The sequence below is a fragment of the Neobacillus sp. DZ-9 genome (assembly GCF_059587065.1).
Genome location: NZ_JCAIOL010000002.1, coordinates 578,137 through 605,054, shown reverse-complemented (window position 1 = coordinate 605,054; position 26,918 = coordinate 578,137). Strand labels below are relative to the sequence as shown.

Annotated in this window: 24 protein-coding genes; all 24 read right to left on the bottom strand. The window is 38.8% G+C overall.

The genetic code is table 11. From position 1 onward, the window contains the following. Nucleotides 1-127: 127 nt before the first annotated feature. A complete protein-coding gene (gene pnp / locus AC59HZ_RS07530) occupies nucleotides 128-2,245 on the bottom strand; it encodes a polyribonucleotide nucleotidyltransferase (RefSeq protein WP_496545197.1) in 2,118 nt (705 codons plus the stop codon). A 306-nt stretch (nucleotides 2,246-2,551) separates the two neighbouring features. Further along, nucleotides 2,552-2,821, bottom strand: a complete 270-nt coding sequence (rpsO, locus tag AC59HZ_RS07525; protein WP_115450510.1) for a 30S ribosomal protein S15 — start codon at nucleotides 2,819-2,821, stop codon at nucleotides 2,552-2,554. Between the two features lie 170 nt (nucleotides 2,822-2,991). Further along, on the bottom strand, nucleotides 2,992-3,945 hold the full coding sequence (ribF, locus tag AC59HZ_RS07520) for a bifunctional riboflavin kinase/FAD synthetase (RefSeq protein ID WP_496545196.1): 954 nt from the start codon (nucleotides 3,943-3,945) through the stop codon (nucleotides 2,992-2,994). A 30-nt stretch (nucleotides 3,946-3,975) separates the two neighbouring features. Further along, nucleotides 3,976-4,896, bottom strand: coding sequence for a tRNA pseudouridine(55) synthase TruB (gene truB, locus AC59HZ_RS07515; RefSeq protein WP_496545195.1), 921 nt, complete (start codon nucleotides 4,894-4,896; stop codon nucleotides 3,976-3,978). 61 nt (nucleotides 4,897-4,957) lie between these two features. Beyond that, nucleotides 4,958-5,329 carry a 30S ribosome-binding factor RbfA gene (gene rbfA, locus AC59HZ_RS07510; RefSeq protein ID WP_496545194.1) on the bottom strand — a complete coding sequence of 124 codons (372 nt, stop codon included), beginning with the start codon at nucleotides 5,327-5,329 and terminating at the stop codon, nucleotides 4,958-4,960. Nucleotides 5,330-5,346: 17 nt separating this feature from the next. After that, a complete protein-coding gene (locus AC59HZ_RS07505; protein WP_430068668.1) occupies nucleotides 5,347-5,628 on the bottom strand; it encodes a DUF503 domain-containing protein in 282 nt (93 codons plus the stop codon). Next, entirely contained in the window at nucleotides 5,625-7,940 is a 2,316-nt protein-coding gene (gene infB, locus AC59HZ_RS07500; RefSeq protein WP_496545193.1) for a translation initiation factor IF-2, read from the bottom strand. The genes AC59HZ_RS07505 and infB overlap by 4 nt, the downstream gene beginning before the upstream one ends. Nucleotides 7,941-7,959: 19 nt before the next feature. Next, on the bottom strand, nucleotides 7,960-8,262 hold the full coding sequence (locus tag AC59HZ_RS07495) for a YlxQ family RNA-binding protein (protein ID WP_430068674.1): 303 nt from the start codon (nucleotides 8,260-8,262) through the stop codon (nucleotides 7,960-7,962). An 8-nt stretch (nucleotides 8,263-8,270) separates the two neighbouring features. Further along, nucleotides 8,271-8,543, bottom strand: a complete 273-nt coding sequence (gene rnpM / locus AC59HZ_RS07490; RefSeq protein WP_335715236.1) for an RNase P modulator RnpM — start codon at nucleotides 8,541-8,543, stop codon at nucleotides 8,271-8,273. A gap of 17 nt (nucleotides 8,544-8,560) precedes the next feature. Next, complete coding sequence (gene nusA / locus AC59HZ_RS07485; RefSeq protein ID WP_496545192.1) at nucleotides 8,561-9,682, bottom strand: transcription termination factor NusA; 1,122 nt, start codon at nucleotides 9,680-9,682, stop codon at nucleotides 8,561-8,563. Nucleotides 9,683-9,717: 35 nt separating this feature from the next. Then, the gene (gene rimP / locus AC59HZ_RS07480; protein WP_496545191.1) at nucleotides 9,718-10,188 is read right to left on the bottom strand and encodes a ribosome maturation factor RimP; all 471 of its coding nucleotides are present in this window, start codon (nucleotides 10,186-10,188) and stop codon (nucleotides 9,718-9,720) included. A gap of 215 nt (nucleotides 10,189-10,403) precedes the next feature. Beyond that, a complete protein-coding gene (locus tag AC59HZ_RS07475) occupies nucleotides 10,404-14,729 on the bottom strand; it encodes a PolC-type DNA polymerase III (RefSeq protein ID WP_496545190.1) in 4,326 nt (1,441 codons plus the stop codon). Between the two features lie 200 nt (nucleotides 14,730-14,929). Then, nucleotides 14,930-16,192, bottom strand: coding sequence for an RIP metalloprotease RseP (gene rseP / locus AC59HZ_RS07470; protein ID WP_496545189.1), 1,263 nt, complete (start codon nucleotides 16,190-16,192; stop codon nucleotides 14,930-14,932). A gap of 17 nt (nucleotides 16,193-16,209) precedes the next feature. Beyond that, the gene (gene dxr, locus AC59HZ_RS07465; protein ID WP_496545188.1) at nucleotides 16,210-17,352 is read right to left on the bottom strand and encodes a 1-deoxy-D-xylulose-5-phosphate reductoisomerase; all 1,143 of its coding nucleotides are present in this window, start codon (nucleotides 17,350-17,352) and stop codon (nucleotides 16,210-16,212) included. A gap of 22 nt (nucleotides 17,353-17,374) precedes the next feature. Then, nucleotides 17,375-18,166, bottom strand: a complete 792-nt coding sequence (locus AC59HZ_RS07460; protein WP_496545187.1) for a phosphatidate cytidylyltransferase — start codon at nucleotides 18,164-18,166, stop codon at nucleotides 17,375-17,377. Nucleotides 18,167-18,200: 34 nt separating this feature from the next. Next, nucleotides 18,201-18,980: an undecaprenyl pyrophosphate synthase gene (uppS, locus tag AC59HZ_RS07455; RefSeq protein ID WP_496545186.1), complete on the bottom strand. Its 780-nt coding sequence runs from the start codon at nucleotides 18,978-18,980 to the stop codon at nucleotides 18,201-18,203. Between the two features lie 217 nt (nucleotides 18,981-19,197). Next, nucleotides 19,198-19,755: a ribosome recycling factor gene (frr, locus tag AC59HZ_RS07450; RefSeq protein WP_223588514.1), complete on the bottom strand. Its 558-nt coding sequence runs from the start codon at nucleotides 19,753-19,755 to the stop codon at nucleotides 19,198-19,200. Then, nucleotides 19,755-20,480 carry a UMP kinase gene (gene pyrH, locus AC59HZ_RS07445; RefSeq protein ID WP_430071496.1) on the bottom strand — a complete coding sequence of 242 codons (726 nt, stop codon included), beginning with the start codon at nucleotides 20,478-20,480 and terminating at the stop codon, nucleotides 19,755-19,757. Before pyrH ends, frr begins: the two co-directional genes overlap by 1 nt. Nucleotides 20,481-20,574: 94 nt before the next feature. After that, nucleotides 20,575-21,459, bottom strand: coding sequence for a translation elongation factor Ts (tsf, locus tag AC59HZ_RS07440; protein WP_496545185.1), 885 nt, complete (start codon nucleotides 21,457-21,459; stop codon nucleotides 20,575-20,577). Nucleotides 21,460-21,592: 133 nt separating this feature from the next. After that, entirely contained in the window at nucleotides 21,593-22,297 is a 705-nt protein-coding gene (gene rpsB / locus AC59HZ_RS07435; RefSeq protein ID WP_289982282.1) for a 30S ribosomal protein S2, read from the bottom strand. A 200-nt stretch (nucleotides 22,298-22,497) separates the two neighbouring features. Then, nucleotides 22,498-23,277: a GTP-sensing pleiotropic transcriptional regulator CodY gene (gene codY, locus AC59HZ_RS07430; protein ID WP_496545184.1), complete on the bottom strand. Its 780-nt coding sequence runs from the start codon at nucleotides 23,275-23,277 to the stop codon at nucleotides 22,498-22,500. Between the two features lie 83 nt (nucleotides 23,278-23,360). Beyond that, nucleotides 23,361-24,764, bottom strand: a complete 1,404-nt coding sequence (gene hslU / locus AC59HZ_RS07425) for an ATP-dependent protease ATPase subunit HslU (protein ID WP_496545183.1) — start codon at nucleotides 24,762-24,764, stop codon at nucleotides 23,361-23,363. 20 nt (nucleotides 24,765-24,784) lie between these two features. Further along, nucleotides 24,785-25,327, bottom strand: a complete 543-nt coding sequence (hslV, locus tag AC59HZ_RS07420) for an ATP-dependent protease subunit HslV (protein WP_430071485.1) — start codon at nucleotides 25,325-25,327, stop codon at nucleotides 24,785-24,787. Nucleotides 25,328-25,597: 270 nt separating this feature from the next. Next, entirely contained in the window at nucleotides 25,598-26,905 is a 1,308-nt protein-coding gene (gene trmFO / locus AC59HZ_RS07415) for an FADH(2)-oxidizing methylenetetrahydrofolate--tRNA-(uracil(54)-C(5))-methyltransferase TrmFO (protein ID WP_496545182.1), read from the bottom strand. Between the last annotated feature and the right edge of the window lie 13 nt (nucleotides 26,906-26,918).

Sequence of the window (26,918 nt, the reverse complement as noted above, 5' to 3'; positions counted from 1 at the left end):
ATAAAGAATATGTAAAAAGGGGACAAGGTAGAACGAAAAGCGGAAGAGCCTTGTTCATGCGCTGAAGCTAGACATTACATACGAAAAGTCAGGAGAGCCCCCCTGACTTTCTTATTTGATTAATGTTTTATTTTGTTTCTTCCGCTTTTTCCTTTTGTTCCTTCAAAACGGCCTTCCGTGATAGGTTAACTCGGCCCTGCTTATCAATTTCTGTTACTTTTACTAACAGTTCGTCGCCGATTTTAACAACGTCCTCGACTTTGCCTACACGCTCTTCGGCAAGTTCAGAAATATGGACTAAACCATCTTTTCCGGCAAAAATTTCGACGAATGCACCAAATTTTTCAATCCGCTTCACTTTACCTAGGTACATCTGTCCAACTTCAACTTCACGAACAATATCTTCAATGATTTTCTTGGCTTTTTGGTTCATTTCTTGGTTAGCAGAGGCGATGAAGATCGTACCATCCTGCTCAATATCGATTTTAACACCAGTTTCTTCAATAATTTTATTGATTTGCTTTCCACTTGGTCCAATAACATCCCGAATCTTATCAGGGTTGATGTTCATCGTTAAGATTTTTGGAGCAAATTGTGAAAGTTCTGCTCTAGGCACCGAAATAGTAGCCAGCATAGAATTTAAAATATGCATTCTTCCTACCTTCGCCTGCTGAAGAGCTTCTTCTAAAATTTCACGGGAAAGACCTTCAATTTTAATATCCATTTGCAGGGCAGTAACCCCTTTGGATGTTCCAGCAACTTTAAAATCCATGTCTCCCAAATGATCTTCCATTCCCTGAATATCAGATAAAACAGTATAATGTTCACCTGATTTTACAAGTCCCATCGCAATACCTGCAACCGGTGCTTTTATTGGCACCCCAGCATCCATCATGGCTAAAGTACTTGCACAAATACTTGCCTGAGATGTTGAACCATTTGATTCAAGGACTTCTGAAACTAGGCGGATTGTATATGGAAAATCCTTTTCAGTTGGGATAATAGGTTCTAATGCTCTTTCCCCAAGTGCACCATGGCCAATTTCACGGCGGCCTGGTCCACGGATTGGTCCAGTTTCCCCAACACTAAAGGATGGGAAGTTATAATGATGCATGAACCGTTTCTCTTCCTCAATTCCAAGTCCATCAAGGATTTGGACATCTCCCATTGCGCCGAGCGTACAAATGCTCAAGGCTTGGGTCTGACCTCGAGTAAACAAACCGGAACCGTGAGTACGCGGCAAGATGCCTACCTGTGAGGATAATGGGCGTATTTCATCAATTTTACGGCCGTCTGGACGGACCTTTTCAACAGTAATTAAGCGGCGAACTTCACCCTTAACAATCTTGTCCAAAATTTGTTTTACTTGTTTTAAATCATCATCATTTGCTTCTTGTTCTTCAAAGCGGGCAATGACCTGATTTTTTACTTCTTTAATAGCATCTTCACGAGCATGCTTTTCTTGAACCTGAATGGCATTTACCATATCGGCTTCACAAAGTTCTCTTACTTCTGCTTCAAGTTCTTTATCAATTTCATAAAGATTTATTTCTCTTTTTGGCTTGCCAATTTCAGCGACTATTTTTTCTTGGAATTCAATCAAGCGTTTAATTTCGTCATGTCCAAACATAATTGCCTCAAGCATGGTTTCTTCAGGTACTTCAAGTGCTCCTGCTTCCACCATGTTGATAGCATCCCTCGTGCCGGCTACCGTTAAGTGAATATCGCTTTTTTCTGCCTGCTCGACAGTTGGATTGATGATAAATTCATTATCAACACGGCCAACCACGACACCGGCAATTGGACCTTCAAATGGAATATCAGAGGTACTAAGTGCCAAAGATGAACCAAACATCGCAGCCATTTCGGTCGAACAATCTTGATCGACACTCATCACAATGCTAATCACTTGAACATCATTACGGAATCCGTCAGCAAAAAGCGGGCGTATTGGACGGTCTATTAACCGACTGGCTAAGATTGCCTTTTCACTTGGACGGCCTTCACGCTTAATAAAGCCTCCTGGTATTTTACCAACTGCATATAACCGCTCTTCGTAGTTAACTGTTAATGGAAAAAAGTCTAAATTTTTAGGTTCTTTTGAAGCTGTTGCAGTACTTAGGACTGCTGTATCCCCATAGCGTACAAGGACTGCACCATTTGCCTGTTTTGCTAATTGTCCAATTTCAACAGATAGCTTGCGGCCAGCCCAATCCATGGAGTACTCGTGTTTCGTTTGTTCCATATTTTTACCCCTCTCTATCTAAATCACTTAGAGGATGATACGAAAGAATTACTTTCACTATAATCATCTTACTAAATCTTTTAATTATTATAAAAAAAGCCTAAAAAGCTTATGTTATCAAGTCAATCACATATAATAGTATGCACAAATAAGTCCAGTCTTAAAATATGTATAAAAAATTCTTTATTTTATGATGTTGATTTGCGCTTCAATCAACATTGTTAAAAAAATAAGCAATGTAATATTATAAAATCTATTCTTTAAAAAAACCTAATAAAAAAGCGGGAAAATTCCCGCTTCTGTAGACTAACGACGTAGACCAAGCTTATTGATTAACTCACGGTAACGTTGTACGTCTTTGTTACGTAGGTAAGTCAAAAGATTACGACGTTTACCAACCATTTTCAAAAGACCGCGACGTGAGTGGTGATCTTTCTTGTGAGTACGTAAGTGGTCGTTCAAATTGTTGATTGATTCTGTAAGGACAGCGATTTGAACTTCTGCAGAGCCAGTGTCGTTCTCATGAGTTTTATACTCATTGATTAGTTCATTTTTACGTTCTTGAGTGATTGCCATCCAGTTCACCTCCTAAATTTACAAATCCCCATTTACCGAGCAAGCGTTGGTGATTCGACTTGCCAAGCAAAGGTTATTTTTAATACGTATTTAAGAATACAACCTTTTACGTCAAAAAGCAAGCTAAAACCTTCATATAATGTAGGAAAAACTTCTATTTACGGCCAAAGTTAAAAAGAATGTCGATTTTTTTCAAAATAGGCTAATGCCGTTTGCTTATCTCTTTCAATTTGGGCAACGAGCTCCTCAATTCCCGAAAATTTTTGTTCCTTTCGAAGATATGGATGCCACTCGATGACCACTTCTTCTCCGTAAATCTCTTGATTAAAGTTAAACAAATGAACCTCAACGGAAACCCTTAAAGATTCCTTATTAAAAGTAGGTTTATATCCCACATTACAAACACCGTTATACCAAAGATTCTTAACATTCATTCTAACTCCGTAGACACCAAGCGGAGGAATGATATACTCTTCATTAACGCCTATATTGGCAGTAGGAAAACCAATAGTTCTTCCCCGTTTGTCTCCATGTATGACTATTCCAGAAGTTGTATAAAACCTCCCAAGTAAAATTGGAAGATCCTCCATATTCCCTTCCTTTAACATCTTTCGGATTCTTGTTGAGCTTACCTTTTCGTCCCCTTCTGAAAACTTGGGAACGATGGTATAGGAAAATTCCTCTCTTGAATGGAAGGGCAGGGTTTCCATCGTCCCTTTTCCCATGCGTCCATAAGAGAAGTCAAAGCCAGCTACTACATGTTTTACATTAAGACCAATCACAAATTGATCAATAAATTCTTGAGGTAAAAGATTAGCAAATTCAGATGTAAAATGGACGATAAATAGATAATCAATACCTAACCCCTCAATTATTTTGATTTTTTCTGATAATGGGGTAATGTATTGTACGTGTTGTTCACTTTTCCCTAACACAACGGAAGGATGGGGATCAAAGGTCATAACCGCACTATGAAAACCGTTTAGTTCAGCCTGTTTTTTTGCCTCTAAAATGACCTGCTGATGACCACGATGTACGCCATCAAAATATCCTAAGGCCATCGCAAGTGGCGGATAATTGTGATTTTTAAAATTGAATGGAAAACTAAGCTTCTTTACTTCCAAATGAAACTCACCTTTTCTTAACCGTAACCTTTACACTATCTCATTTCTTAAGACTTTAACTGGTTTAAGCAGCTCTGGCTTATTGGGATGCTTGGAATAAATTGCAAGAGCCAGGCCCTCTGTAGTTTCAGCGATAATAGGTCCGTTACTTGTTTTTAGATGTTCTGGTATTTTTAATAGTGCACCATTTTTCACTTTCTCTGCTACTGTATCATTAATCAGTAATTTCGGCAAATGAGAAAGTGCGGTTTCTAACGGTTTCAAAATCTCTTCGATTTTTCCAGCTTCCATAAAATGTTCAATTTCATCAAAGGTAAAACAATCCTTTAATCCAAAAGAAGCGGATTGGATTCTGGTAAGCTTTGACATATGCGCTGGGTATCCTAGGGCTTCACCAATCATTACAGCCAACGTGCGAATATATGTCCCTTTGCTGCAGCTGACTTTAAAGCGGAACTGGATCGTCTCCCCAGAAAATTCAGTCCGATCATCGAGGAGTTCAATCGAATAAATATTTACCTTTCTGGTCGGCCTTTCCACTTCTATACCTTTCCGTGCATATTCATAAAGACGGACACCGCCTACCTTTACTGCAGAATACATTGGCGGTGTTTGTTCAATTTCGCCTGTCAGCGACTCAAGAACCTTGACAATTTCTTCACGGTTAATGGTCCTATCTATTTGCTTCTGTTCAACTATATCTCCAGATGCATCTTCAGTTGTTGTCGAAAAGCCTATTGTCACTTCGCCTTCATAAGCTTTTCCTGCATCCGTAATATACTCGGCAACTTTAGTTGCCTTCCCGATACAAATAGGAAGAACCCCTGTCACATCCGGATCAAGCGTTCCCGTATGTCCTACCTTTTTTGTTTTTAATATCTTTCGTAATTTAAACACACAGTCATGAGAGGTTAATCCTGCTGGCTTAAATAATGGTAAGATTCCTTCCAATTAATTCTCTCCGATCTAAAATTGATAAATTGAAAAAAGGATAGACAATATGTCTATCCAGTTATTCTTCATCATGTTTTTCCATTGGTTTATCGCTGTCGTGTAATTGATGAAGAAGTGTTTCAATTCGATTTCCATAATCGATTGATTCATCGAATTCAAAAATAATTTCAGGTGTTTTACGTAAACGAATACGATGGCCAATTTCAGTCCGGATAAAACCTTTTGCTTTTGCCAGGCCTTTTAACGTATTCTCTCTTTGCTCGTCATCACCTAAAACAGAAATAAAAACTTTTGCTTGTTGGAGATCTCCTGTTACTTGAACATCCGTAACAGTTACAAAGCCAATCCGGGGATCCTTGATTTTACGGCCAATTATGTCACTTAGTTCTTTTTTCATTTGTTCTCCAACGCGATTTGCTCTGTGGCTCATGAAATTCACCTCTTAACTTAAAGCCAATCTATATCGGTGATCGTTCTTTCTATTTCAGGAAAGGAGTCGATTAGTTTTAATGCGGACTGCAATTCCTGTTCAGTCGAAACCCTAGTAGAGGTGACGGCAACGATTGCAATCTTTGTCCGCTGCCATACATCTTGGTAGTCCACCTCTGATACAGATATATTATATTTTTGTTTTAAGCGGGTTAATATCCGCTGTAAAACGGCTCGTTTCTCTTTTAAAGAATGAGCATCATATATGATACATTCACAAACGGCTGAGCCAATTATCATTTACGCTCAATTTCTTCCATTACGAAAGCTTCAATAATATCTCCTTCTTTAACATCATTGAAGTTTTTAATGGTAACACCACATTCGTAGCCTTGTGCCACTTCTTTGGCATCGTCTTTAAATCGTTTTAGGGCATCGATTTGTCCTTCAAAGATAACCACACCGTTACGAATTAAACGAATACCGCTGTCTCTCGTAATTTTACCATCCGTTACATAAGAACCAGCAATGGTACCAACCTTTGAAACTTTGAAGGTCTGACGAACTTCTGCTTGACCAATAATTTTCTCTTGGAATTCTGGGTCAAGCATACCTTTCATTGCGGATTCCATTTCTTCGATTACTTTATAAATGATGCGATGAAGCCTTACATCAACCTTTTCTGCTTCGGCTGCACGCTTGGCATTGGCATCAGGACGAACGTTAAAGCCAATTACAATCGCATTTGAAGCAGCGGCAAGACTAATATCAGATTCATTAATGGCTCCTGCACCACTATGAATAATCTTAATGTTAACACCCTCAACATCAATTTTTTGCAGGGATGCTGCAACAGCCTCGGCAGATCCTTGAACATCAGCTTTTAAGATGATGTTTAGATCCTTCATTTCCCCTTGCTTCAATTGATCAAATAGGGTTTCTAGGCTAACAATTGATTTTTCACCACGTTGGGCTGCCAATGCTGATTGGGCACGAGCTTCACCAACTTGTCGAGCTGTTTTTTCGTCTTCAAAAACAACAAAACGGTCACCGGCTTGAGGAACGTCATTTAGACCTGTAATTTCAACAGGAGTAGAAGGTCCGGCTTCCTTCACACGTCTGCCAAGATCATTTACCATTGCACGAACACGGCCATAAGTGTTTCCGACAACGATTGGATCTCCAACTTTTAATGTTCCATTTTGAACTAGTAAAGTAGCAACTGACCCACGGCCTTTATCTAACTGTGCCTCGATAACAGTACCAACTGCTTTTCGATTAGGATTTGCTTTATATTCTTCCACTTCACCTACTAGAAGAATCATTTCAAGGAGATTGTCAATTCCTTCTCCTGTTTTTGCAGATAGAGGAACGAAAATGGTTTCGCCGCCCCATGCTTCAGCAACTAATCCGTGTTCGGTTAATTCCTGCATAACGCGGTCTGCGTTGGCTGCTTCTTTGTCCATTTTATTTACCGCTACGATAATTGGCACTTCCGCTGCTTTGGCATGGTTGATCGCTTCCACAGTCTGTGGCATAACACCATCATCGGCAGCTACAACTAAAATGGTAATATCGGTAATCTTTGCACCGCGAGCACGCATTGTTGTGAAAGCAGCGTGTCCAGGTGTATCAAGGAAGGTAATTTTCTTACCATTCTCCACAACTTGGTACGCACCAATATGCTGTGTAATCCCACCTGCTTCTCCTTCTGTAACTTTTGTGTTTCGGATGGAATCAAGCAGAGTTGTTTTCCCATGGTCAACGTGACCCATAATCGTTACAACTGAAGGTCTTTCCACAAGTGATTCAGCTGAGTCTTCTGTAAAGTAAACTTCTAGGTCAGTTGTATCAATCTTAATTTCTTCTTCAACCTCAACCCCATACTCACCTGCAATCAATTCAATTGCATCTTTATCTAATACTTGGTTGATGGTCGCCATGACGCCAAGTAAAAAGAGCTTTTTAATAATTTCTGAAGGCTCACGATATAATTTCTTAGCTAGCTCTGCAACCGTAAGTGATTCACTAAAGGTAATTTTAGCCGGAAGCTCTTTTTCCTTTTTCTTTTGCGGTTGTTGTGTTTGCTGAACATTAGTATGATTTCTCTTTTTATTATTATTATTATTATTATTACGATTTTGATTATTGTTGTTATTAAAAGGCTTATTCTTAGCTTTTCCAGAATTAAAGGCTTTATTTTCTTTTGACTGATATTCCTGATCATGCTTTTTGCCTTCTTTATTCTTTGGCGCTGTCGCTACTTTCACCTTACTTGGCACAACAGTTTTATCGTCATCATCCTCAAATGCTTTAGGTGTCGTCTTTACCTGGACTTGAGGCTTATTAGCTTGCTGCTGCTGAGCAGGTTGCCCATTTGTACGTTTGTTCTGCGACCCATTATTTTGTTTTTGCTGGGTGTTATTTCCCTGTTTTTGCTGTGATGTGTTTTCTTTTTTGTTGTAGGCTGCATCAAGTTTTTTTATGTCTGAATCCTCTAAAGTTGCCATATGATTTGAAACCTCAATATTCATTTCTTTTAGTTTTGTAATAATTTCTTTACTTGAAATATTATGTTTTTTTGCATATTCATAAACGCGTAGTTTACTCATTTTTTCACCCCCGCAAGATTTAATCGAGCAACGTTACCAGTTTCTTAGCAAATCCATCATCCAAAACAGCTACAACAACGCGGGCTTCTTTGCCAATCGCTTGACCTAGGAGAAAACGGTTCTCCACTAATTTATATGGAACCTCATATGAATTACATTTATCTGTAATTTTTTTAGTTGTATTTTGAGATGCATCTGCGGATAATAAAATGAGTTTTGCTTTCCCGCTCCGTATCTCCTTCACAGAAAGCTCCTCACCCGATATGATTTTGCGCGCTCGATTGGCCAAGCCAAGCAATGACATCCATTGATTTTGATTCATTTGGATAGTCAGTTCTCCTTCTCTATTAGCTCAAGTAATTCATCATATATCGAATCATTTATTGTAACCTCTAAATGGTTAGATAAGGTATTTTTCTTCTTGGCTAGTAAGATTGCTTCTTTGTCCTTAGAAAGGTATGCTCCCCTGCCGGATTTTTTTCCCGTTAGGTCGATGGAGACTTCCCCTTCTTTAGAGCGAACGATGCGAACGAGTTCTTTTTTCGGTTTCATTTCACCGGTTGCCACACATTTGCGCATAGGAACTTTTTTCTTATTGTTCACGATCATTCACCTCTACTTTATTCCAATTCTTCATCATAGTTGAAATCATCATCAACCTGATCGTCAAAAAGTCTTATTGTTTCTTCCCTTGGATAAATTCCAATTTCCCGAGCTTCGGTTTCAGATTTGATATCAATTTTCCAGCCAGTCAGCTTGGCTGCCAAGCGGGCATTTTGTCCGCGTTTCCCGATTGCCAGTGAAAGCTGATAGTCAGGAACAACGACCGTGGTTGCTTTCTCATTTTCATTTACCATTACATCTAAAACCTTAGATGGGCTTAGTGAATTGGCAACAAAGACTACTGGATCATCAGACCATTTTACGATATCAATTTTTTCACCTTTTAATTCATTTACAACCGCTTGTACCCTGGTTCCCTTCGGACCAACACAAGATCCTACTGGATCGACCTCATTGTTTTCGGAATGGACAGATATTTTTGAACGATCCCCGGCTTCGCGTGCAACCGATTTGATCTCAACAGTTCCGTCATAAATTTCAGGAACTTCAATTTCAAATAAGCGTTTGAGTAATCCTGGGTGGGTCCTAGATACAAAAATTTGTGGACCTTTTGTCGTTTTTTCTACCTTTGTAATAAATACTTTAATCCGATCATGCGGCTTATATCTTTCATTCGGCATTTGTTCATTTAACGGCAGCAAGGCTTCAATTTTCCCAAGACTTACATATATAAATTTGGAATCAAGCCGTTGAACAATCCCCGTCATAATATCTTCTTCACGGTCGATAAATTCTGAATAAATAATTCCGCGTTCAGCTTCCCTTACACGCTGAGTGACCACTTGCTTTGCCGTTTGAGCGGCAATTCTGCCAAAATCCTTTGGTGTAACTTCCATTTCCACGACGTCTTCAACCTGATAATTCGGATTAATCCGTCTTGCATCTTCGATTGAAATTTCCAGACGCGGGTCAAATACCTCGTCAACCACTTCTTTTCTTGCAAACACACGCATTGAGCCATTTTGTAAGTTCAAATCGATTCTTACGTTCTGTGCTTGATTGAAATTGCGGCGATAAGCCGAAATCAATGCGGCTTCAATGGCATCAATTAATATATCTCTGGAAATACCTTTTTCTCTTTCCAGTATCATAAGAGCATCTAATAATTCGCTGCTCATCTGCTTGTATCCCCCTAATCCTCTTCAATTTATTCTTATGAAAAAATAACAGCCAGTCTGGCACTTGCAACTTTTTCATAGGGAATTTCAATAGTTTTCTTTCTTGTTTTGATTTTCACTTCGATTTTGATGGCTTGACCATCAAATTCTAAAAGCTGGCCTTCGAAGCTTTTTTCTCCATCCATTGGCTCATAGGTTTTGATAAAGACATTTTTGCCAATCGCTTTTTCGAAATCCTTCGCTTTTTTTAATGGACGTTCCGCCCCTGGAGACGACACTTCAAGAAAATAGTTGTGTGGGATTGGGTCTAACTCATCGAGTTTTTCACTTAATTTTTCGCTAACTACTCCGCAATCCTCTATATCTACACCAGTCTCTTTATCGATATATACGCGAAGAAACCAGCTTTTTCCTTCTTTGACATACTCGATTTCGACTAATTCTAAACCAAGTTCTTGAAATATTGGTGCAGCCAGTTCTTCAACCACTTCCGTTACTTTGCTCATGCTTTACCTCCCTTTCCATTTATTTCACCCATATTTTATGTAGTTCACGGAAAGTTTTATCAAGTTACTCTGTAAAAACCTTTATAACAAAGACGAAAGAGTGGGAGGATTCCCACTCTTGTACACGAGAGTATTTCTTAGTATTTCCAATAAAACTATAACATAACCATGATTGATATGCAAACCAAATCAAGGGTTCCATGGGTTTTACCAATTTAAAACAGCGATAACTGGTTTTGTTCTGGAAGAGATTTCAGACAGCCTTGTTTATCTAAATACTCCAGTATTGTTTTTGATACTTTGCCGCGCTGCTGTAGGTCTTCTTTTGATAAAAACTCTCCATCTCCTCTTGCCTTCACAATATTAAAGGCCGCATTCGTTCCAAGTCCCGGAATCGAATTAAACGGTGGAATTAGTGTATTTCCTTCAATAATAAATTCTGATGCATCAGATTTGTATAAATCGTAATTTTGGAAGGAAAAGCCTCTTTCAGTCATTTCAAGTGACAGTTCCATTACGGTCAATAAGTTTTTCTCCTTGTTAGAAGCCTCTAGACCCTTTGCATTGATTTCTTCAATTTTTGCCTTAATGGCTTCTGAACCGCGTGACATCGCTTCGATATCAAAATCCTCAGCCCGGACTGTAAAATAAGCCGCATAATAAAGCAGCGGAAGATGAACTTTAAAATATGCAATCCTTACAGCCATTAATACATAGGCTGCAGCATGGGCTTTCGGGAACATGTATTTTATTTTCTTGCAAGAGTCAATGTACCACTCCGGCACTTCATTCTTCCGCATTTCTGCTTCCATTTCCTCGCTCAAGCCTTTTCCTTTACGAACTGATTCCATAATTTTAAAGGCAAAGGATGGCTCCAGCCCTTGGTAAATGAGGTAAACCATGATATCGTCACGACAGCCGATTACTTCACTTAAATTACAGATCTTATTATGGATTAACTCCTGGGCATTTCCAAGCCATACATCCGTTCCATGCGATAGACCTGAGATTTGAACCAATTCTGAAAATGTCGTTGGTTTTGTATCCTCAAGCATCTGACGAACAAAACGCGTTCCGAATTCAGGGATTCCAAGTGTTCCGGTTTTACACATGATTTGATCCTCTGTTACCCCTAATGATTCCGTACCGCTAAAGATTTTCATTACTTCAGGGTCATCAGTCGGAATCGTTTTCGGATCCATTCCGCTTAAGTCCTGAAGCATCCTAATGACCGTCGGATCGTCGTGACCAAGAATATCAAGCTTTAACACATTATCATGGATGGAATGGAAATCAAAATGGGTTGTTTTCCATTCAGAGTTTTTGTCATCGGCAGGAAATTGAATCGGTGTAAAATCATAAACATCCATATAATCTGGAATAACAATAATACCGCCGGGGTGCTGACCCGTTGTTCTCTTTACCCCTGTACAGCCTGAAGCGAGCCGTTCCACTTCCGCTCCGCGGATTTGCAGATTATTATCTTGTTGATAGGCTTTTACATATCCAAATGCCGTTTTATCCGCAACCGTGCCTATTGTACCTGCACGGTAAACATATTCTTCACCGAACAAGACTTTTGTATAGTTATGAGCACGCGGCTGATATTCTCCCGAGAAGTTCAAATCGATATCGGGAACCTTGTCTCCTTTAAACCCAAGGAAGGTTTCGAACGGGATATCGTGTCCATCCTTATGGTATTTATCACCGCAATTTGGACAATCTTTATCAGGCAAATCAAAACCAGATCCTACAGATCCATCATTAAAGAACTCCGAATGTTTACAGGATGGACAGACATAATGCGGCGGCAAAGGATTTACTTCAGTTATTTCCGTCATGGTTGCAACTAAGGAAGAACCTACCGATCCCCTTGAACCTACCAGATAGCCATCATCTAAGGATTTTTTCACGAGTTTGTGTGAAATCAAATAAATAACGGCAAACCCATGTCCTATAATACTTTTTAATTCTTTCTCAAGTCTGGCTTCCACGATTTCCGGCAGGTTATCCCCGTAAATTCTTCGTGCCATGGCGTAACTCATCTCACGCATTTCCTCATCGGCACCTTCAATTTTCGGTGTATATAAATCATCTTTAATTGGTTTTATAACTTCGATCATGTCAGCAATTTTATTGGTGTTTGTAACGACAATTTCTTTTGCTTTTTCTTTGCCTAGGAACGAGAATGCATCAAGCATTTCATTGGTTGTTCGAAAATGAACGTCCGGCAATTCATGGCGATTAAGAGGATTCGCTCCGCCCTGTGAATTAACTAATATCTTTCGATAAATTTTATCAATTTCATTTAAATAATGGACATTCCCGGTTGCAACAACTGGAATCCCTAATTTATCACCAAGCGCGACAATTTTTGAAATAATATCTTCCATGGCCTTTTCATCTCGGACCAATTCCATTTCAATCAAGGGTGCGTTAACTTCCTTTGGCATAACTTCTAGATAGTCGTAAAATCCTGCAAAGGCCTCTACTTCTTCCGGAGACTTCTGCATCATCCCTTCAAACACTTCGCCTTTATTACAGGCAGATCCAACAATAATACCTTCTCGATATTTTTGAAGAACAGACCTTGGAATACGTGGAACTCTATAAAAATATTCGAGATGAGAAATCGAGATAAGTTTAAATAAGTTCTTTAATCCCAATTCATTTTGGGCTAATAGGGTACAGTGATAAGGACGAGCGCGCTGAAAGGCATTTCCTTTCCCCATATTATCGTTAAATTCATCATGATACTCAATTTCTTTTTCAAGAGCATCCTTTAACATTTTTAATAACAAATATCCAGTTGCTTCTGCATCATAAATTGCACGGTGATGTTGTGTTAATTCAATATCAAACTTCTTTGCTAATGTATTTAAACGATGGTTTTTTAATTCTGGATAAAGGAAACGACCAAGCTCGAGTGTATCAATAACTGGATTTTTTGCTTTTTCCAAGCCGATTTGTTTATAGCCTACATTCAAAAACCCCATATCGAAAGAAGCATTATGGGCTACAAGGACTGAATCTCCCACCCAATCATGGAATTTCCGCAATACTTCTTCGATCTCAGGAGCATTTTGCACCATATCATCGGTAATTCCAGTTAAGTTGATTGTCGTTGCTGAAAGGCGGTGATGCGGATTAGCAAACGACTCAAAGCGATCGATGATATCCCCATCCTTCACTTTAACAGCCGCAAATTCGATAATGGTATCATATACAGCCGAAAGTCCGGTTGTTTCAACGTCAAAGACAACAAATGTATCTTCAGCTAATAGTCGGTGGGCATCATTATAAGCAATAGGTACGCCATCATCCACTAAGTTCGCTTCTACACCGTATAAAATTTTAATATCATTTTTCTTTCCGGCGCCAAATGCCTCTGGGAACGATTGGGCAACGGCATGATCTGTAACAGCAATAGCCTTATGGCCCCATTTTTTTGCCTGGGCAATCAGCGTACTAACAGGTGTAACAGCGTCCATTTGACTCATAGGTGTATGTAGGTGCAGCTCTACACGTTTTTCCCCTTCAGGTGCTGTATCCTTTCGCCCCTCAGGTTTAATTTCATTAATATCGTTTCCAATCATGACGAGGTCACGGACAAAGGTGTCATTTTGAATGCTTCCGCGTACCCTAACCCACATTCCTTTTTTTACAAGCTGGAACAGAGCGGCATCCTCTTTGTCACGCGAGAACATTTTTACCATAATTGAGCTGGTATAGTCAGTAACTTTAAAGGTTAACAATGAACGACCGCTTCTTAATTCACGAATTTCAGCATTAAAAATATAGCCTTCAACCGTAACTCTTCTTTCTTCATCAACTATTTCTATCATGCTGCGAAGGTCGCTATCGTCCTTGATCGTAAGACCAATCGAAAGCGGTCCTTCCGGTACTTCACCGCCCGCTTGTTCCTTTTCCGCTTCTTTCTTCTGCAATTCTACCATTGCCTGAAGTCCACGTTCCTGGTCTTCTTTTTGCTTAGCTAGAAGGAATTTCTGATATTCTTCATTTTTATCTTCACTTTTAATTTCTGTCTCAATCGATAAATTCGGGAAACCATAGGTTTGAAAAATATCAGCGATGATACCACCGTATTTTCGTTTTATTGCTTGTCCTTCTGTATCATTCCGGACAGAAATAGTTATCTTATTTCCATTCACTTCAGGAATCTGCTCATTTAATAGCTTTATTAACGGAGGAGCTATGCCATCTATTTGCTGAATGCCGTAACTCCAATAGTCTCGTATTAATTCTGCAGAAATGGTTTGATCAGTTACGCGAATTTCATGTGAGATGGAGGCAATATTTGCAAAGGTTCTTTCTAGTTGGGAAGCGAATAAAACATATACATTATATGGAAGGATTTTCTCGAATAAAAATTGAAAATGCCACTTCCTTGCTTTTTTTTCAACCAATAATCGTTCAATTTGGGCATTGTTGAAATGCACTACTACAGCATCCTCGATCAATTTCAGCTGCTGGAGCAAGAGTTGGAATCGCTCTTTTTTGCCTAAGGCATGTTCGCTCATCGTACCCTCTCCCATCTATTTAAAATACTATTATCTCTTTGTCAAAAAATAATTATATCACATCACATAAAACTATTCGGCTTTATTCGACAGAAAACTTCATCCATTTTGTAACCACTTTTACCAATGTGTTAAACTTGGATGTTGATTTGAACAAAGCCACTAAAATAAATAAGGGACCGTAATTACGGTCCCATTGATTATTTTAAGAAAAATCTTTGTATGTCATTCCAAGTAACGACGAGCATGAGTAGCATAAGGAGGGCAAATCCAATAAAATGGACCATGCCTTCTTTTTGTCTGTCGATTGGCTTTCCTCTGACCGCTTCGACGGCAAAAAACATTAACCTTCCGCCGTCAAGGGCTGGAATAGGCAATAAATTCATAATTCCTAAGTTAATACTTAAAATCCCGGCCCATTTCATCAAATAATAAATCCCCGATTTAGCAACTTCATCAGTAGACTTATAAATCCCGACAGGACCAGAAAGAGCATCAATGGAAAACTGCCCTGTAACTAATTTTCCAACCATCACAAAAATTTGCTTTGTCCAGAAATACGTTTCCTTTGCACCGGCAGTAACAGCTTTTACAGGTGATTTCTCAAAAGGACTGTAAACACCGATTAGCCCCATTTTTTTGCCTTCAACTGTTTTTTCAAGAGGAGTTACTTGAATTTCCTTCTCTTTACCGTCACGGATAATTGAAAAGTCCAATTGCTCATTAGGATTTTTTCTAATGATTTCAACGACATCGGACCAGCTTGAAATTTCAGAGCCGTTGATACTTTGAACAAGGTCTCCTTTTTGAAGCCCTGCTGCTTTAGCGGCGCCATCAGGAGTGATTTCCCCTAATTTCGGTTCATTAGTTGGTACACCCTGCAACAATGCGATAAGTGAAAAAACGATAAATGCCAGAACAAAGTTCATCATCGGTCCTGCAAAAATCGCCATAAATCTTTGCCCTAATGTTTTCGAACCAAATTGACGATCAATAGGGGCAATTTGCGATTCCACACCGTTTTCGACGATTACAGCCTGTGGATGGATGGTAAAGGTCCGCATATTTTCATCGTCATCTTCCGGAAAACCTTTAATAATCAACTCTTTTTCAATATCCGCATATTCTACCTCAACAATTCGGCAATTTGGATATTTTTCTTTATTATTCAAAATTATTTTGCTTACTTTATCTTCTTTATCAAATAAAAGCCCAATCCGGTAGCCTGGCTTAATTTCTACCATCTCTGGATCTTCGCCTGCCATCCTGACAAAACCGCCGATGGGTAGTAAACGAATGGTGTAAGTAGTTTCACCTTTTTTATGAGTAAACACTTTTGGGCCCATACCAATCGCAAATTCACGACAGAGGACACCTGCTCTTTTCGCAAAAATAAAATGACCTAATTCATGAAAGAAGACGAGTGCGCCAAAAATCACAATAAAGGCAATAACAGTACTCAATAATAAAACCACCTTTTTTATAGAAGTGAACGTACATATTCTCTCGTTTCTTTATCTACCTGATGAATCGTTGTTATGCTTGGATGTTCTATCGTTTGATGAGCGCTTAGTGCTTTCTCAATCAAATCTTCAATTTGTAAGAAACGAATATTACCTTCCAAAAATGCAGCTACAGCTACCTCGTTCGCAGCATTTAATACGGTCGGCATCGTTCCGCCTGCCTTTCCTGCTATGTAGGCAAAATGCAAGCAGCGGAATCTTTCTATATCCATTTCTTGAAAATGTAAATTTCCAATTTGCGCCAAGTTCAGCCGATTCGAGGAAGGAAGCGGCAGCCGGTCAGGGTAGGTGAGCGCAAATTGGATGGGCACTCTCATATCCGGTGTTCCTAGTTGCGCGATAACACTGCTATCATGGAATTCAACCATGGAATGTATAATACTCTCTTTATGGAGCAGCACATCAATCTTTTCATAAGGCATTTGGAACAGCCAGTGCGCTTCAATGACTTCTAATCCTTTATTCATCATCGTGGCCGAGTCAATCGTAATCTTAGCCCCCATGGACCAGTTTGGATGATTTAATGCTTCCTTAACGGTTACATTTTCTAATTCCTCTCTTGTTCGGTCGCGAAAGCTGCCACCTGAGGCAGTTAAAATTAATCTTTCAATATTTTTCTCTCTTTCGCCTTGTAAGGCTTGGAAAATAGCTGAATGTTCACTGTCCACTGGAAGAAGCGGAACATTATTCCGTTTAGCGGCCTCAATCACTAAATGCCCAGCCGTAACAAGTGTTTCTTTATTGGCAATCGCAATGATTTTACCACATTCAATCGCCTGTAAAGTGGGATTTAAACCAACGCTTCCTAAAACGGCATTGACGAGAATTTCGGACTTTTCAAAAATAGCCACTTCGATAAGTCCCTCTTCGCCAAAAGTAAATTTCACTCTCGGAAATTCTGTTTTTAATGTATTACAATCATTTATGTCTTGTACAGAAACTAGCTCAGGCTGGAATTCAACAATTATTTTTCGTGCCAAGTCTATATTTTTACCAACAGAAAAGGCAACTAAATTAAACTCTGTTGGATGTTCCCGAATTATTTCTAATGTTTGGGTGCCGATAGAGCCTGAAGCCCCCAATAAACTAATTGTTTTCAAAAATCATTCACTCCCGTGCTTTTTACCAAATGTGGAATAAGTGTAATAGCGGCCAAACAAAAATCAGGCTGTCAAATCGGTCAAGAATCCCACCATGTCCTGGCAAGATATTTCCAGAATCTTTTACATTAAAATGACGTTTGAATGCCGATTGGACAAGGTCGCCAATTTGTCCAAAAACAGAAAGGACCACCGTTATTCCTATCAATGTAAGCAGGCCGACATTTATATTTGAAAGGAATACAAACAGGACAGCGACAATAACAGCACAAACGACACCGCCTATTGAACCTTCAACAGTCTTATTTGGGCTTATTTCTGGCCAAAGCTTGTTCTTCCCTAGTGCTTTTCCGATAAAATAGGCACCAGAATCTGTTGCCCAGATAATAAATAATGAATAAAAAATGAATACAAGTCCGCCCTCATCGCGGGTTTCAAAAAAGAAATAGAAGCCGATGCCCACATATATGGAAGAAAGTATTGAAAAAGCAGCATCTTCAAATGTAAATCGATTTTTCGTAATCACAGTATACGTTAGTAACAACATGATAAACACAATACAAAGCTCAGTTTTCGAAAAATAGAAGCTATCGATTATGTGATTATATTTCTCAGGGAAAAGAATGACCCAGAGAAACAAAAGAGATAGTAATCCATGAACGGTAAAAATGTTAAGCTTTCTCATTTTTAACAGCTCATATAATCCAATTGTAGCTAAAAAATAAGATAATATTACAACCGGAAGCCCACCAAAGAAGACGATTGGCAGAAAAAGGGCCGCAGCTATAACTCCTGTAATAATTCTTTGCTTCATCTAATAGTTCAACACCTTTATTATCTTCTGTGGTTTACAATATTCCGCCAAAGCGGCGCTGGCGTTTTTGGAATACTTCGATGGCTTCTAATAAATGTTCTTCACTAAAATCAGGCCATAACACTTCCGTAAACCAAAACTCAGAGTATGCCAACTGCCAAAGCATAAAATTGCTCAAGCGGATTTCACCACTAGTTCGAATTAAAAGATCAGGGTCGGCGAAATCTGATGTCATTAAATAGGATGAAAATACCTGTTCGTCCAACTCTGTCTCCTTTAATATACCACTTTTGCAATCATTTAAGACCTGTTTTACTGCATCGATAATTTCAGCTCTGCTTCCATAATTCAAGGCAAAGTTTAAAACTAGTCCATTATTATGTTTGGTTTCTTCCATAGCCTTTTCTATCGCATGAAGTGTATGTAAAGGAAGCTGGTCTTTATATCCCATCATTTTTACTTGAACATTATTTTCAACTAATTCAGGAAGAAAGGTGCCCAAAAATTCTTCTGGTAATTTCATAATATATTCCACTTCGTTTTTTGGTCGTTTCCAATTTTCTGTTGAAAATGCGTATAATGTCAACGTTTTAATCCCTAGTTCAGTTGCCAGCATCGTTGTTTTTCGGACAACCTTCATGCCTTCATGATGACCGGCAATCCGCGGAAGGGCCCTTTTTTTAGCCCATCGCCCATTACCATCCATAATAATCGCTACATGTTCAGGAACAGGTAATTTTTTTATTGCTTCTATTTTATCTCGGAGTGTGGAAGAGTTATTTTGGTTCTTCCAAAGCCTTATTTTATTAAACATAGCATTGCTCCTCCAATTAATTAATCAGTTCCTCCGATATAAAGTGAAACTTCATATGTATGTATGCTTTAAGGTAGTCTGCTATTATCATACCAAAAAAGCAGGAATATATCTCTATTAAATACCTTATGTAAAGTTAAAGGAAATCAGAATAATGTTACCCCTAATAAATAGTGAAAAAAACCCCCTTTACAGAGGGTTCAATATATGTTTAATCTTACACTTCCATAATTTCTTTTTCTTTGTCTTTTGTGATTTGATCAATTTTATTGATATGTTCATCGGTTAACTTTTGAATATCATCAGAATATCCACGGAGAGCATCTTCCGTAATTTCTCCGTTTTTCTCAAGCTTTTTCAAATCGTCATTTGCATCACGGCGAATGTTTCGAATGGCAATTTTAGCTTCCTCAGATGCCTTTTTTACCACTTTCACAAGCTCTTTACGACGCTCTTCAGTTAATTGCGGGATGGCTATACGAATAATCGATCCATCATTGCTCGGATTTAAGCCTAAATCAGATTTAAGAATGGCTTTTTCTATCTCTCCAAGAATGGATTTGTCGTAAGGCTGAATCACAAGTAATCTTGCTTCTGGTGTTGTAATCCCTGCTAACTGATTCACAGGAGTTGGCGCACCATAATAGTCGACTGTTATTCTGTCTAATAAAGATGCACTTGCTCTTCCAGCACGGATGCTGGCAAGCTCACGAGTATAGGATTGAATACCTTTTGTCATTCTTTCTTTCGTCTGGCTGATGACTTGTTTCGGCATTAGTTTTTCCCCCTAACTATTGTTCCAATTTTTTCACCCATAACGGCTTTTTTAATATTTCCTTGCTCCATAATCGAGAATACGATAAGCGGAATATCATTATCCATACATAAAGAAGAAGCGGTTGAGTCCATAACTGCTAATCCTTCCTTTAGAACATCAAGGAATGATAAATCATCATATTTGACAGCATTTGCATCAATACGCGGGTCTGCCGAATATACTCCATCAACATTATTCTTTGCCATTAAAATAACTTCAGCATCAATTTCAGCTGCACGGAGAGCTGCAGTAGTATCTGTTGAGAAATACGGATTTCCGGTGCCTGCTGCAAAAATGACAACCCGATTTTTCTCTAAATGTCTGATCGCCCGGCGTCTAATATATGGCTCAGCAACCTGGCGCATCTCGATTGAAGTTTGCACACGTGATTCAATACCAAGGTGTTCTAAACTGTCTTGAAGTGCTAATGAATTCATGACAGTAGCCAGCATTCCCATATAATCAGCAGTTGCCCGGTCCATCCCCATTTCACTGCCAATTTTACCACGCCAAATATTGCCGCCGCCAACTACGACTGCTACTTCAACACCTAATTCTGCTATTTCTTTCACTTGTACTGCGATCGATTTGATAACAGAAGGTTTAATCCCGAAGCTTGATTCACCTGCAAGTGCCTCTCCGCTTAATTTTAAAACAACGCGTTTGTACTTAGGACCGCTCATATAAACCTCCGTAATTATGTAAATTAGCTTTCTAATCTTTAAAAATAGGGAACACAACGTGTCCCCTATTTAAAAACTATTTCAGTAACTTTGACTATTGTTTATTAACTTGATTCATAACTTCTTCAGCAAAGTTATCTTCACGCTTTTCGATGCCTTCTCCTACTTCGTAACGATTGAACTCACGAACAGTAGCACCTTTTGATTCTACAAATTGACGAACCTTTTGATCAGGGTTCTTAACGAAAGTTTGGTCAAGTACACAAACATCTTCAAAGTACTTTCCAAGACGGCCTTCAACCATTTTAGCAACAATATTTTCAGGCTTGCCTTCGTTAAGTGCTTGTTGTGTAAGAACTTCACGCTCACGCTCAATTTCGTCCTGTGAAACTTGGTCACGAGAAACATATTTTGGATTTAATGCAGCAATATGCATAGATACGTCTTTTGCTGCACTTGCATCAGTTGTACCCTCAAGAACTGTTAATACAGCAATACGGCCGCCCATGTGAAGGTATGCACCAAATGCATCGTTATCAGTTTTTGAAACTACAGCGAAACGGCGAAGTGAAAGTTTTTCACCAATTTTTGCAATAGCTGTATTGATGTGCTCTTCAACAGTTGTTCCGTTTTCCATGGTTTGAGCAGTAGCTTCTTCAACAGATGCAGGCTTGTTTTTTAGAAGGTGTGCAGCAAGCTCCTGAACAAGAGTTTGGAACCCTTCGTTTTTCGCAACGAAATCTGTTTCAGAGTTAACTTCAAGGATAACAGCGTTGTTACCTTCTACAGAAATAGCAGCTAATCCTTCAGCAGCAATACGGTCTGCCTTCTTAGCAGCTTTTGAAATCCCTTTTTCACGTAACCAATCAATTGCTTGATCCATATCTCCATTAGTTTCTGTTAGCGCATTTTTACAATCCATCATTCCTGCGCCCGTTTTTTCACGAAGTTCTTTTACCATTTGAGCAGTAACTGCCATAATTTATTTCCTCCTTTAATTACTATGTACTATACTCATATCTTAGCCATTCAAACTAAAGATAAACATTCTTTAAAAAAAGGTGATAAAGGGTCTCCCTCTTATCACCTTTTAATTTGATCACTTCATTTAATTAAGCTTCAACCGCTACTTCTTCGCCTTGTTTAGCTTCAAGAATCGCATCAGCCATTTTACCAGTTAAAAGTTTAACCGCACGAATCGCGTCGTCATTCGCAGGGATAACTACGTCAATTTCGTCTGGATCACAGTTAGTATCAACAATACCTACGATAGGAATGTTTAACTTTTTAGCTTCTGCAACTGCGATACGCTCTTTACGAGGATCGATGATGAATAGTGCATCAGGAAGTTGCTTCATGTCTTTGATTCCGCCTAGGAATTTCTCAAGACGTTCTTGTTCTTTCTTAAGTTGAACAACTTCTTTCTTAGGTAATACTTCGAAAGTACCGTCTTCTGACATTCTTTCGATATCTTTTAAGCGACCAATACGCTTTTGGATTGTTTCGAAGTTTGTTAATGTACCACCTAACCAACGTTGGTTTACATAGTACATACCAGAACGGCCAGCTTCTTCTTTAACAGAATCTTGAGCTTGCTTCTTAGTACCAACGAAAAGAATTGTTCCGCCGTTACCAGCAAGATCCTTCACCCAGTTATAAGCTTCTTCAACTTTTTTAACTGTTTTTTGAAGATCGATGATGTAGATACCGTTACGCTCAGTGAAGATATATTTCTTCATCTTAGGGTTCCAACGGCGAGTTTGGTGTCCGAAATGTACACCAGCTTCAAGCAATTGCTTCATTGAAATTACTGACATTTGTTTTTCCTCCTAGTGGTTTGTTTTCCTCCGCTTGTCTCACTTTTAAACAGAAACTGTAATTTACAGCACCATCTGCTTAAATCAACAAGCGTGTGTATTAACACCATGAAATAATATAGCATATATGCCTATAACAATCAAGGGAAAGTTTATTAAAATAAAAAATCCCCGGCAGTGGCCGGGAATTTTTTATCTAATTAATTAGATTTTAATTTATCAAGCTCAATAAGAAACTTATCATTTAATACTTTGATGTAAGTTCCTTTCATTCCAAGAGAACGTGATTCAATTACTCCGGCACTTTCAAGCTTTCTTAATGCGTTAACAATCACGGATCGAGTAATACCAACACGGTCAGCTATCTTGGATGCAACTAATAAGCCCTCATGGCCATTAAGTTCTTCAAAAATATGTTCAATTGCTTCAAGCTCACTGTATGATAATGAACTGATCGCCATTTGAACAACAGCCTTACTTCTTGCCTCTTCTTCAATCTCTTGTGATTTTTCATGTAAAATTTCTGTACCAACAACAGTTGCACCATATTCTGCAAGAATCAGATCATCATCATGAAACTTCTCATGTAATCTTGCCAAAATTAACGTTCCTAGGCGCTCTCCTCCACCAATAATTGGTACAATCGTAGTTAATCCTTCACGGAATAAATCTCTATTTTCAACTGGGAAAGCAGTATATTGGCTTTCAATATCAAGGTTTGAAGATGTTTCTTGAAGATTGAATAAGCTGTTTGTATATTCTTCAGGGAACTGACGATCTTCAAACATCTTTTTCATTCTTTCATTTTCAATCTGCTGATAAATCGAATAACCTAGAAGCTTTCCGCGGCGACTAACGATGTAAACATTTGATTCAATAATTTCACTTAAAATTTCAGACATTTCTTTAAAGTTTACAGGTTTCCCTGCTGCTTTTTGCAATAAAACATTAATCCTTCTTGTTTTTGTAAGTAAATCCATCTGTTTCTTCCTCCTAATTAACTACAACCATTATTAAATTTTATTTGTTAAAACGATTATTGCAACATATTAGGCAATTCGTTCTAAAGAATAAATTGACTTAAATCTTTATTTTTAGAAATAGCTCCAAGTTTGTCTTCTACATATTGCGGCGTGATGGTTATTTTCTCCATCGAGATTTCTGGAGCTTCAAACGAAAGGTCTTCTAAAAGCTTCTCTAGAATTGTATGAAGTCTTCTTGCCCCAATATTATCTGTATTTTGATTCACTTCGTAAGCTACTTCGGCTATTTTACGTATAGCATCGTCAGAAAATTCAATTTGTATACCTTCTGTTTCTAATAATGCTTGATATTGCTTAATTAATGCATTATCTGGCTCGTGCAGAATCCGGAAAAAGTCCTCAACCGTCAATTTTGTCAACTCAACCCGGATTGGAAAACGTCCTTGAAGCTCAGGGATCAAATCTGAAGGTTTTGCCATATGGAAGGCGCCCGCAGCAATAAATAAAATATGATCGGTTTTAATCGATCCATATTTTGTTACCACAGTGGATCCTTCAACGACAGGCAAAATATCCCTTTGAACTCCTTCTCGTGATACGTCAGCGGAAGAACCCCCTGAATTCTTGCTTGCAATTTTATCGATTTCATCGATGAAAATGATTCCAGTTTGTTCAGCACGATAAATAGCTTCAGAGGTTACTTCGTCCATATCAATAAGCTTTGATGCCTCTTCACTGGTTAAGACCTTTCGTGCCTCACGAACAGTTAATTTCCTTTTTTTGAGTTTCTTTGGCATAAAGCTGCTAAGGGCATCCTGCATATTCATCCCCATTTGTTCGATCCCAGAGCCTTGAAGCATATCAAACATTGATGGTGCCTGCTCTTCTACTTCAACCGTAACGATTTCATCCTCGAGCTGTCCGAGTGCCAGCTTTTCTTTCACAATTTTCCGCTTTTCCTGAATAGAATAATCTTCTTGATGATTTTCCTGCTCTGAAGATGAATTTCCTCCTCCGAATAACATTTCCAGGGGATTCTTATAGTTACTAGCCTTTTTTGCAGAAGGAACAAGTAAATCGACAAGCCTTGCGTTTGCATTTTCTTCGGCACGTTCTTTTACACTATTCATTCGATCTTCTTTTACCAAACGAACAGAGGTTTCAGCTAAATCGCGGACCATTGATTCAACATCTCGGCCGACATAACCTACTTCGGTAAATTTAGTGGCTTCCACTTTGATAAATGGTGCACCTACCAATTTAGCGATTCTTCTTGCGATTTCGGTTTTACCAACACCAGTAGGACCAATCATCAATATGTTTTTAGGAATAATCTCTTCGCGGAGCTTTTCATTCAATAAACCTCTTCTGTATCGGTTCCTTAGTGCAACTGCAACTGCTTTCTTAGCATCCTTTTGCCCAATAATATATTGATCAAGTTTTTCAACAATTTGTCTCGGAGTTAAATTAGTTGTTCGTCCCATTATTTCAAGTCTCCTTTCCGTTATAGCTCTTCCACGATAATATTGTGGTTCGTGTAAACACAAATTTCAGCAGCTATTTCTAAAGAAGCTTTGGCAATTTCTTTTGCAGATAGATGCTCTCCAGCATATTTCTTTAAGGATCGTCCTGCAGATAAAGCATAATTTCCACCCGAGCCTATGGCAAGAATCCCATCATCAGGTTCGATTACTTCTCCAGTTCCTGAAACAAGCAGTAAATTTTCTCGGTCCATGACAATTAGCATAGCTTCAAGCTTTCTTAAAATCTTATCGCTTCTCCACTCTTTAGCAAGCTCAACAGCTGCCCTTTGAAGATTGCCGTTATATTCCTCCAGTTTCCCTTCAAAAAGTTCAAAAAGGGTGAAAGCGTCTGCAACTGAACCAGCAAAACCAGCTAATACTTTTCCCTTAAATATCTTTCGCACTTTTTTTGCTGTGTGCTTCATCACTACAGCATTTCCAAATGTCACTTGACCATCACCGGACATTGAACATTCCCCATTATGATGGATAGCAAATATAGTTGTCGCATGAAATTGATTCATACTAATCATCCTCCTTCAGGAGTATTCAGAAATACATAAAATATAAAATAATTATGTAACTGTTTATACATACGCAAATAACCTATAGGAAATCACTGATATCATGATGATAATGTTCAATTTTATATTGTGCGTAATTCCTCTTTAATTGTAAATACTCTTTCAAGAACTTTAATAAAAGATTCACAATTGCTTAACCTTTTTTCCTTAGGGCTAATTTCACAAGGGCTACTAAATAGTAACATACTTCAATAGCCCTTGCAATAAATTTTACAAAACTTTCACAAAGTTCTGAATTGTTTCTAACGCCCGATTTGCATGTTGTAAATTTCTTTCCTGCTTACCTTTTATCCTTACAGGTAATTCCGGAAATAATCCAAAGTTCGCATTCATCGGCTGAAAACTTTTTGGGTTTGCCGTTGTGATATAACGAGCCATACTGCCGATAGCAGTTTCAGCTGGAAACTCGATGGTTTCCATTCCTTCTACAAGACGAGCAGCATTTATTCCAGCAATTAATCCGCTGGCAGCCGATTCCACATAACCTTCTACTCCCGTCATTTGACCAGCAAAAAATAAATCTTCGCGATTTCGGAATTGATAAGTAGCCTTTAATACCTTCGGTGAATTAATAAACGTATTCCGGTGCATAACTCCATAACGGATAATTTCTGCATTTTCAAGCCCTGGTATTAATCTAATAACTTCCTTTTGGGCTCCCCATTTTAAATGTGTCTGAAAACCGACAATATTGAAAAGGGTTCCAGCAGCATCATCCTGCCGCAGCTGAACGACAGCAAATGGTCTTTTCCCTGTCTTTGGATCTTCTAATCCGACCGGTTTTAACGGGCCAAAAAGCATTGTTTTTTTACCTCGAGAACCCATTACCTCAATAGGCATACAGCCTTCAAAAAAGATTTCCTTTTCAAATTCCTTCAATGGGACAGTTTCTGCAGCGATTAATGCTTCATAAAAACGATTAAACTCTTCCTCCGTCATCGGGCAATTTAAATACGCAGCTTCTCCTTTATCATAACGGGATTTCAAATAAACTTTTTCCATATCAATGCTGTCTTTTTCAAGGATTGGTGCTGCTGCATCATAAAAATAAAGATAATCTTCTCCCGTTAACTTTTGTAACTGAGCTGATAAGTCTGGACTAGTTAGCGGCCCGGTTGCAATAACAGTTGGGCCAGATGGAATCTCCGTTACTTCTTCATTCATAACGGTTACGTTTTCATGGTTTTTCACCATTTCCGTCACTTTAGCTGCAAATTCATGGCGGTCAACTGCCAAGGCGCCCCCCGCCGGGACGGAGCAGGCATCAGCAGCAGCAATAATAACAGAATCCAGCTTCCGCATTTCCTCCTTTAACACACCAACTGCATTTGTTAATGTATTCGCTCTTAATGAATTGCTGCAAACTAATTCGGCGAATTTATCGGTATGATGTGCAGGGGTCTGCCTAACAGGACGCATTTCGAATAAACGTACCTTTACTCCTCGCTTTGCAATCTGCCATGCAGCTTCACTGCCTGCAAGACCAGCCCCAACTACGTTAACTGTTACATCTTTCATATATAAACCTCCT

What these genes read in the sequence shown, in the direction of transcription:
- pyrH (WP_430071496.1), bottom strand. Translation starts at nt 20,480, where the DNA reads ATGAGCGGTCCTAAGTACAAACGCGTTGTTTTAAAATTAAGCGGAGAG.
- pnp (WP_496545197.1), bottom strand. Translation starts at nt 2,245, where the DNA reads ATGGAACAAACGAAACACGAGTACTCCATGGATTGGGCTGGCCGCAAG.
- trmFO (WP_496545182.1), bottom strand. Translation starts at nt 26,905, where the DNA reads ATGAAAGATGTAACAGTTAACGTAGTTGGGGCTGGTCTTGCAGGCAGT.
- codY (WP_496545184.1), bottom strand. Translation starts at nt 23,277, where the DNA reads ATGGATTTACTTACAAAAACAAGAAGGATTAATGTTTTATTGCAAAAA.
- AC59HZ_RS07460 (WP_496545187.1), bottom strand. Translation starts at nt 18,166, where the DNA reads ATGAAGCAAAGAATTATTACAGGAGTTATAGCTGCGGCCCTTTTTCTG.
- infB (WP_496545193.1), bottom strand. Translation starts at nt 7,940, where the DNA reads ATGAGTAAACTACGCGTTTATGAATATGCAAAAAAACATAATATTTCA.
- nusA (WP_496545192.1), bottom strand. Translation starts at nt 9,682, where the DNA reads ATGAGCAGCGAATTATTAGATGCTCTTATGATACTGGAAAGAGAAAAA.
- rpsB (WP_289982282.1), bottom strand. Translation starts at nt 22,297, where the DNA reads ATGTCAGTAATTTCAATGAAGCAATTGCTTGAAGCTGGTGTACATTTC.
- AC59HZ_RS07495 (WP_430068674.1), bottom strand. Translation starts at nt 8,262, where the DNA reads ATGAATCAAAATCAATGGATGTCATTGCTTGGCTTGGCCAATCGAGCG.
- tsf (WP_496545185.1), bottom strand. Translation starts at nt 21,459, where the DNA reads ATGGCAGTTACTGCTCAAATGGTAAAAGAACTTCGTGAAAAAACGGGC.
- hslV (WP_430071485.1), bottom strand. Translation starts at nt 25,327, where the DNA reads ATGAATCAATTTCATGCGACAACTATATTTGCTATCCATCATAATGGG.
- rimP (WP_496545191.1), bottom strand. Translation starts at nt 10,188, where the DNA reads ATGAGCAAAGTAACGGAAGTGGTTGAAGAACTGGCTGCACCAATATTT.
- frr (WP_223588514.1), bottom strand. Translation starts at nt 19,755, where the DNA reads ATGCCGAAACAAGTCATCAGCCAGACGAAAGAAAGAATGACAAAAGGT.
- hslU (WP_496545183.1), bottom strand. Translation starts at nt 24,764, where the DNA reads ATGGGACGAACAACTAATTTAACTCCGAGACAAATTGTTGAAAAACTT.
- AC59HZ_RS07505 (WP_430068668.1), bottom strand. Translation starts at nt 5,628, where the DNA reads ATGATAATTGGCTCAGCCGTTTGTGAATGTATCATATATGATGCTCAT.
- AC59HZ_RS07475 (WP_496545190.1), bottom strand. Translation starts at nt 14,729, where the DNA reads ATGAGCGAACATGCCTTAGGCAAAAAAGAGCGATTCCAACTCTTGCTC.
- uppS (WP_496545186.1), bottom strand. Translation starts at nt 18,980, where the DNA reads ATGTTTAATAAAATAAGGCTTTGGAAGAACCAAAATAACTCTTCCACA.
- rbfA (WP_496545194.1), bottom strand. Translation starts at nt 5,329, where the DNA reads ATGAGCCACAGAGCAAATCGCGTTGGAGAACAAATGAAAAAAGAACTA.
- rpsO (WP_115450510.1), bottom strand. Translation starts at nt 2,821, where the DNA reads ATGGCAATCACTCAAGAACGTAAAAATGAACTAATCAATGAGTATAAA.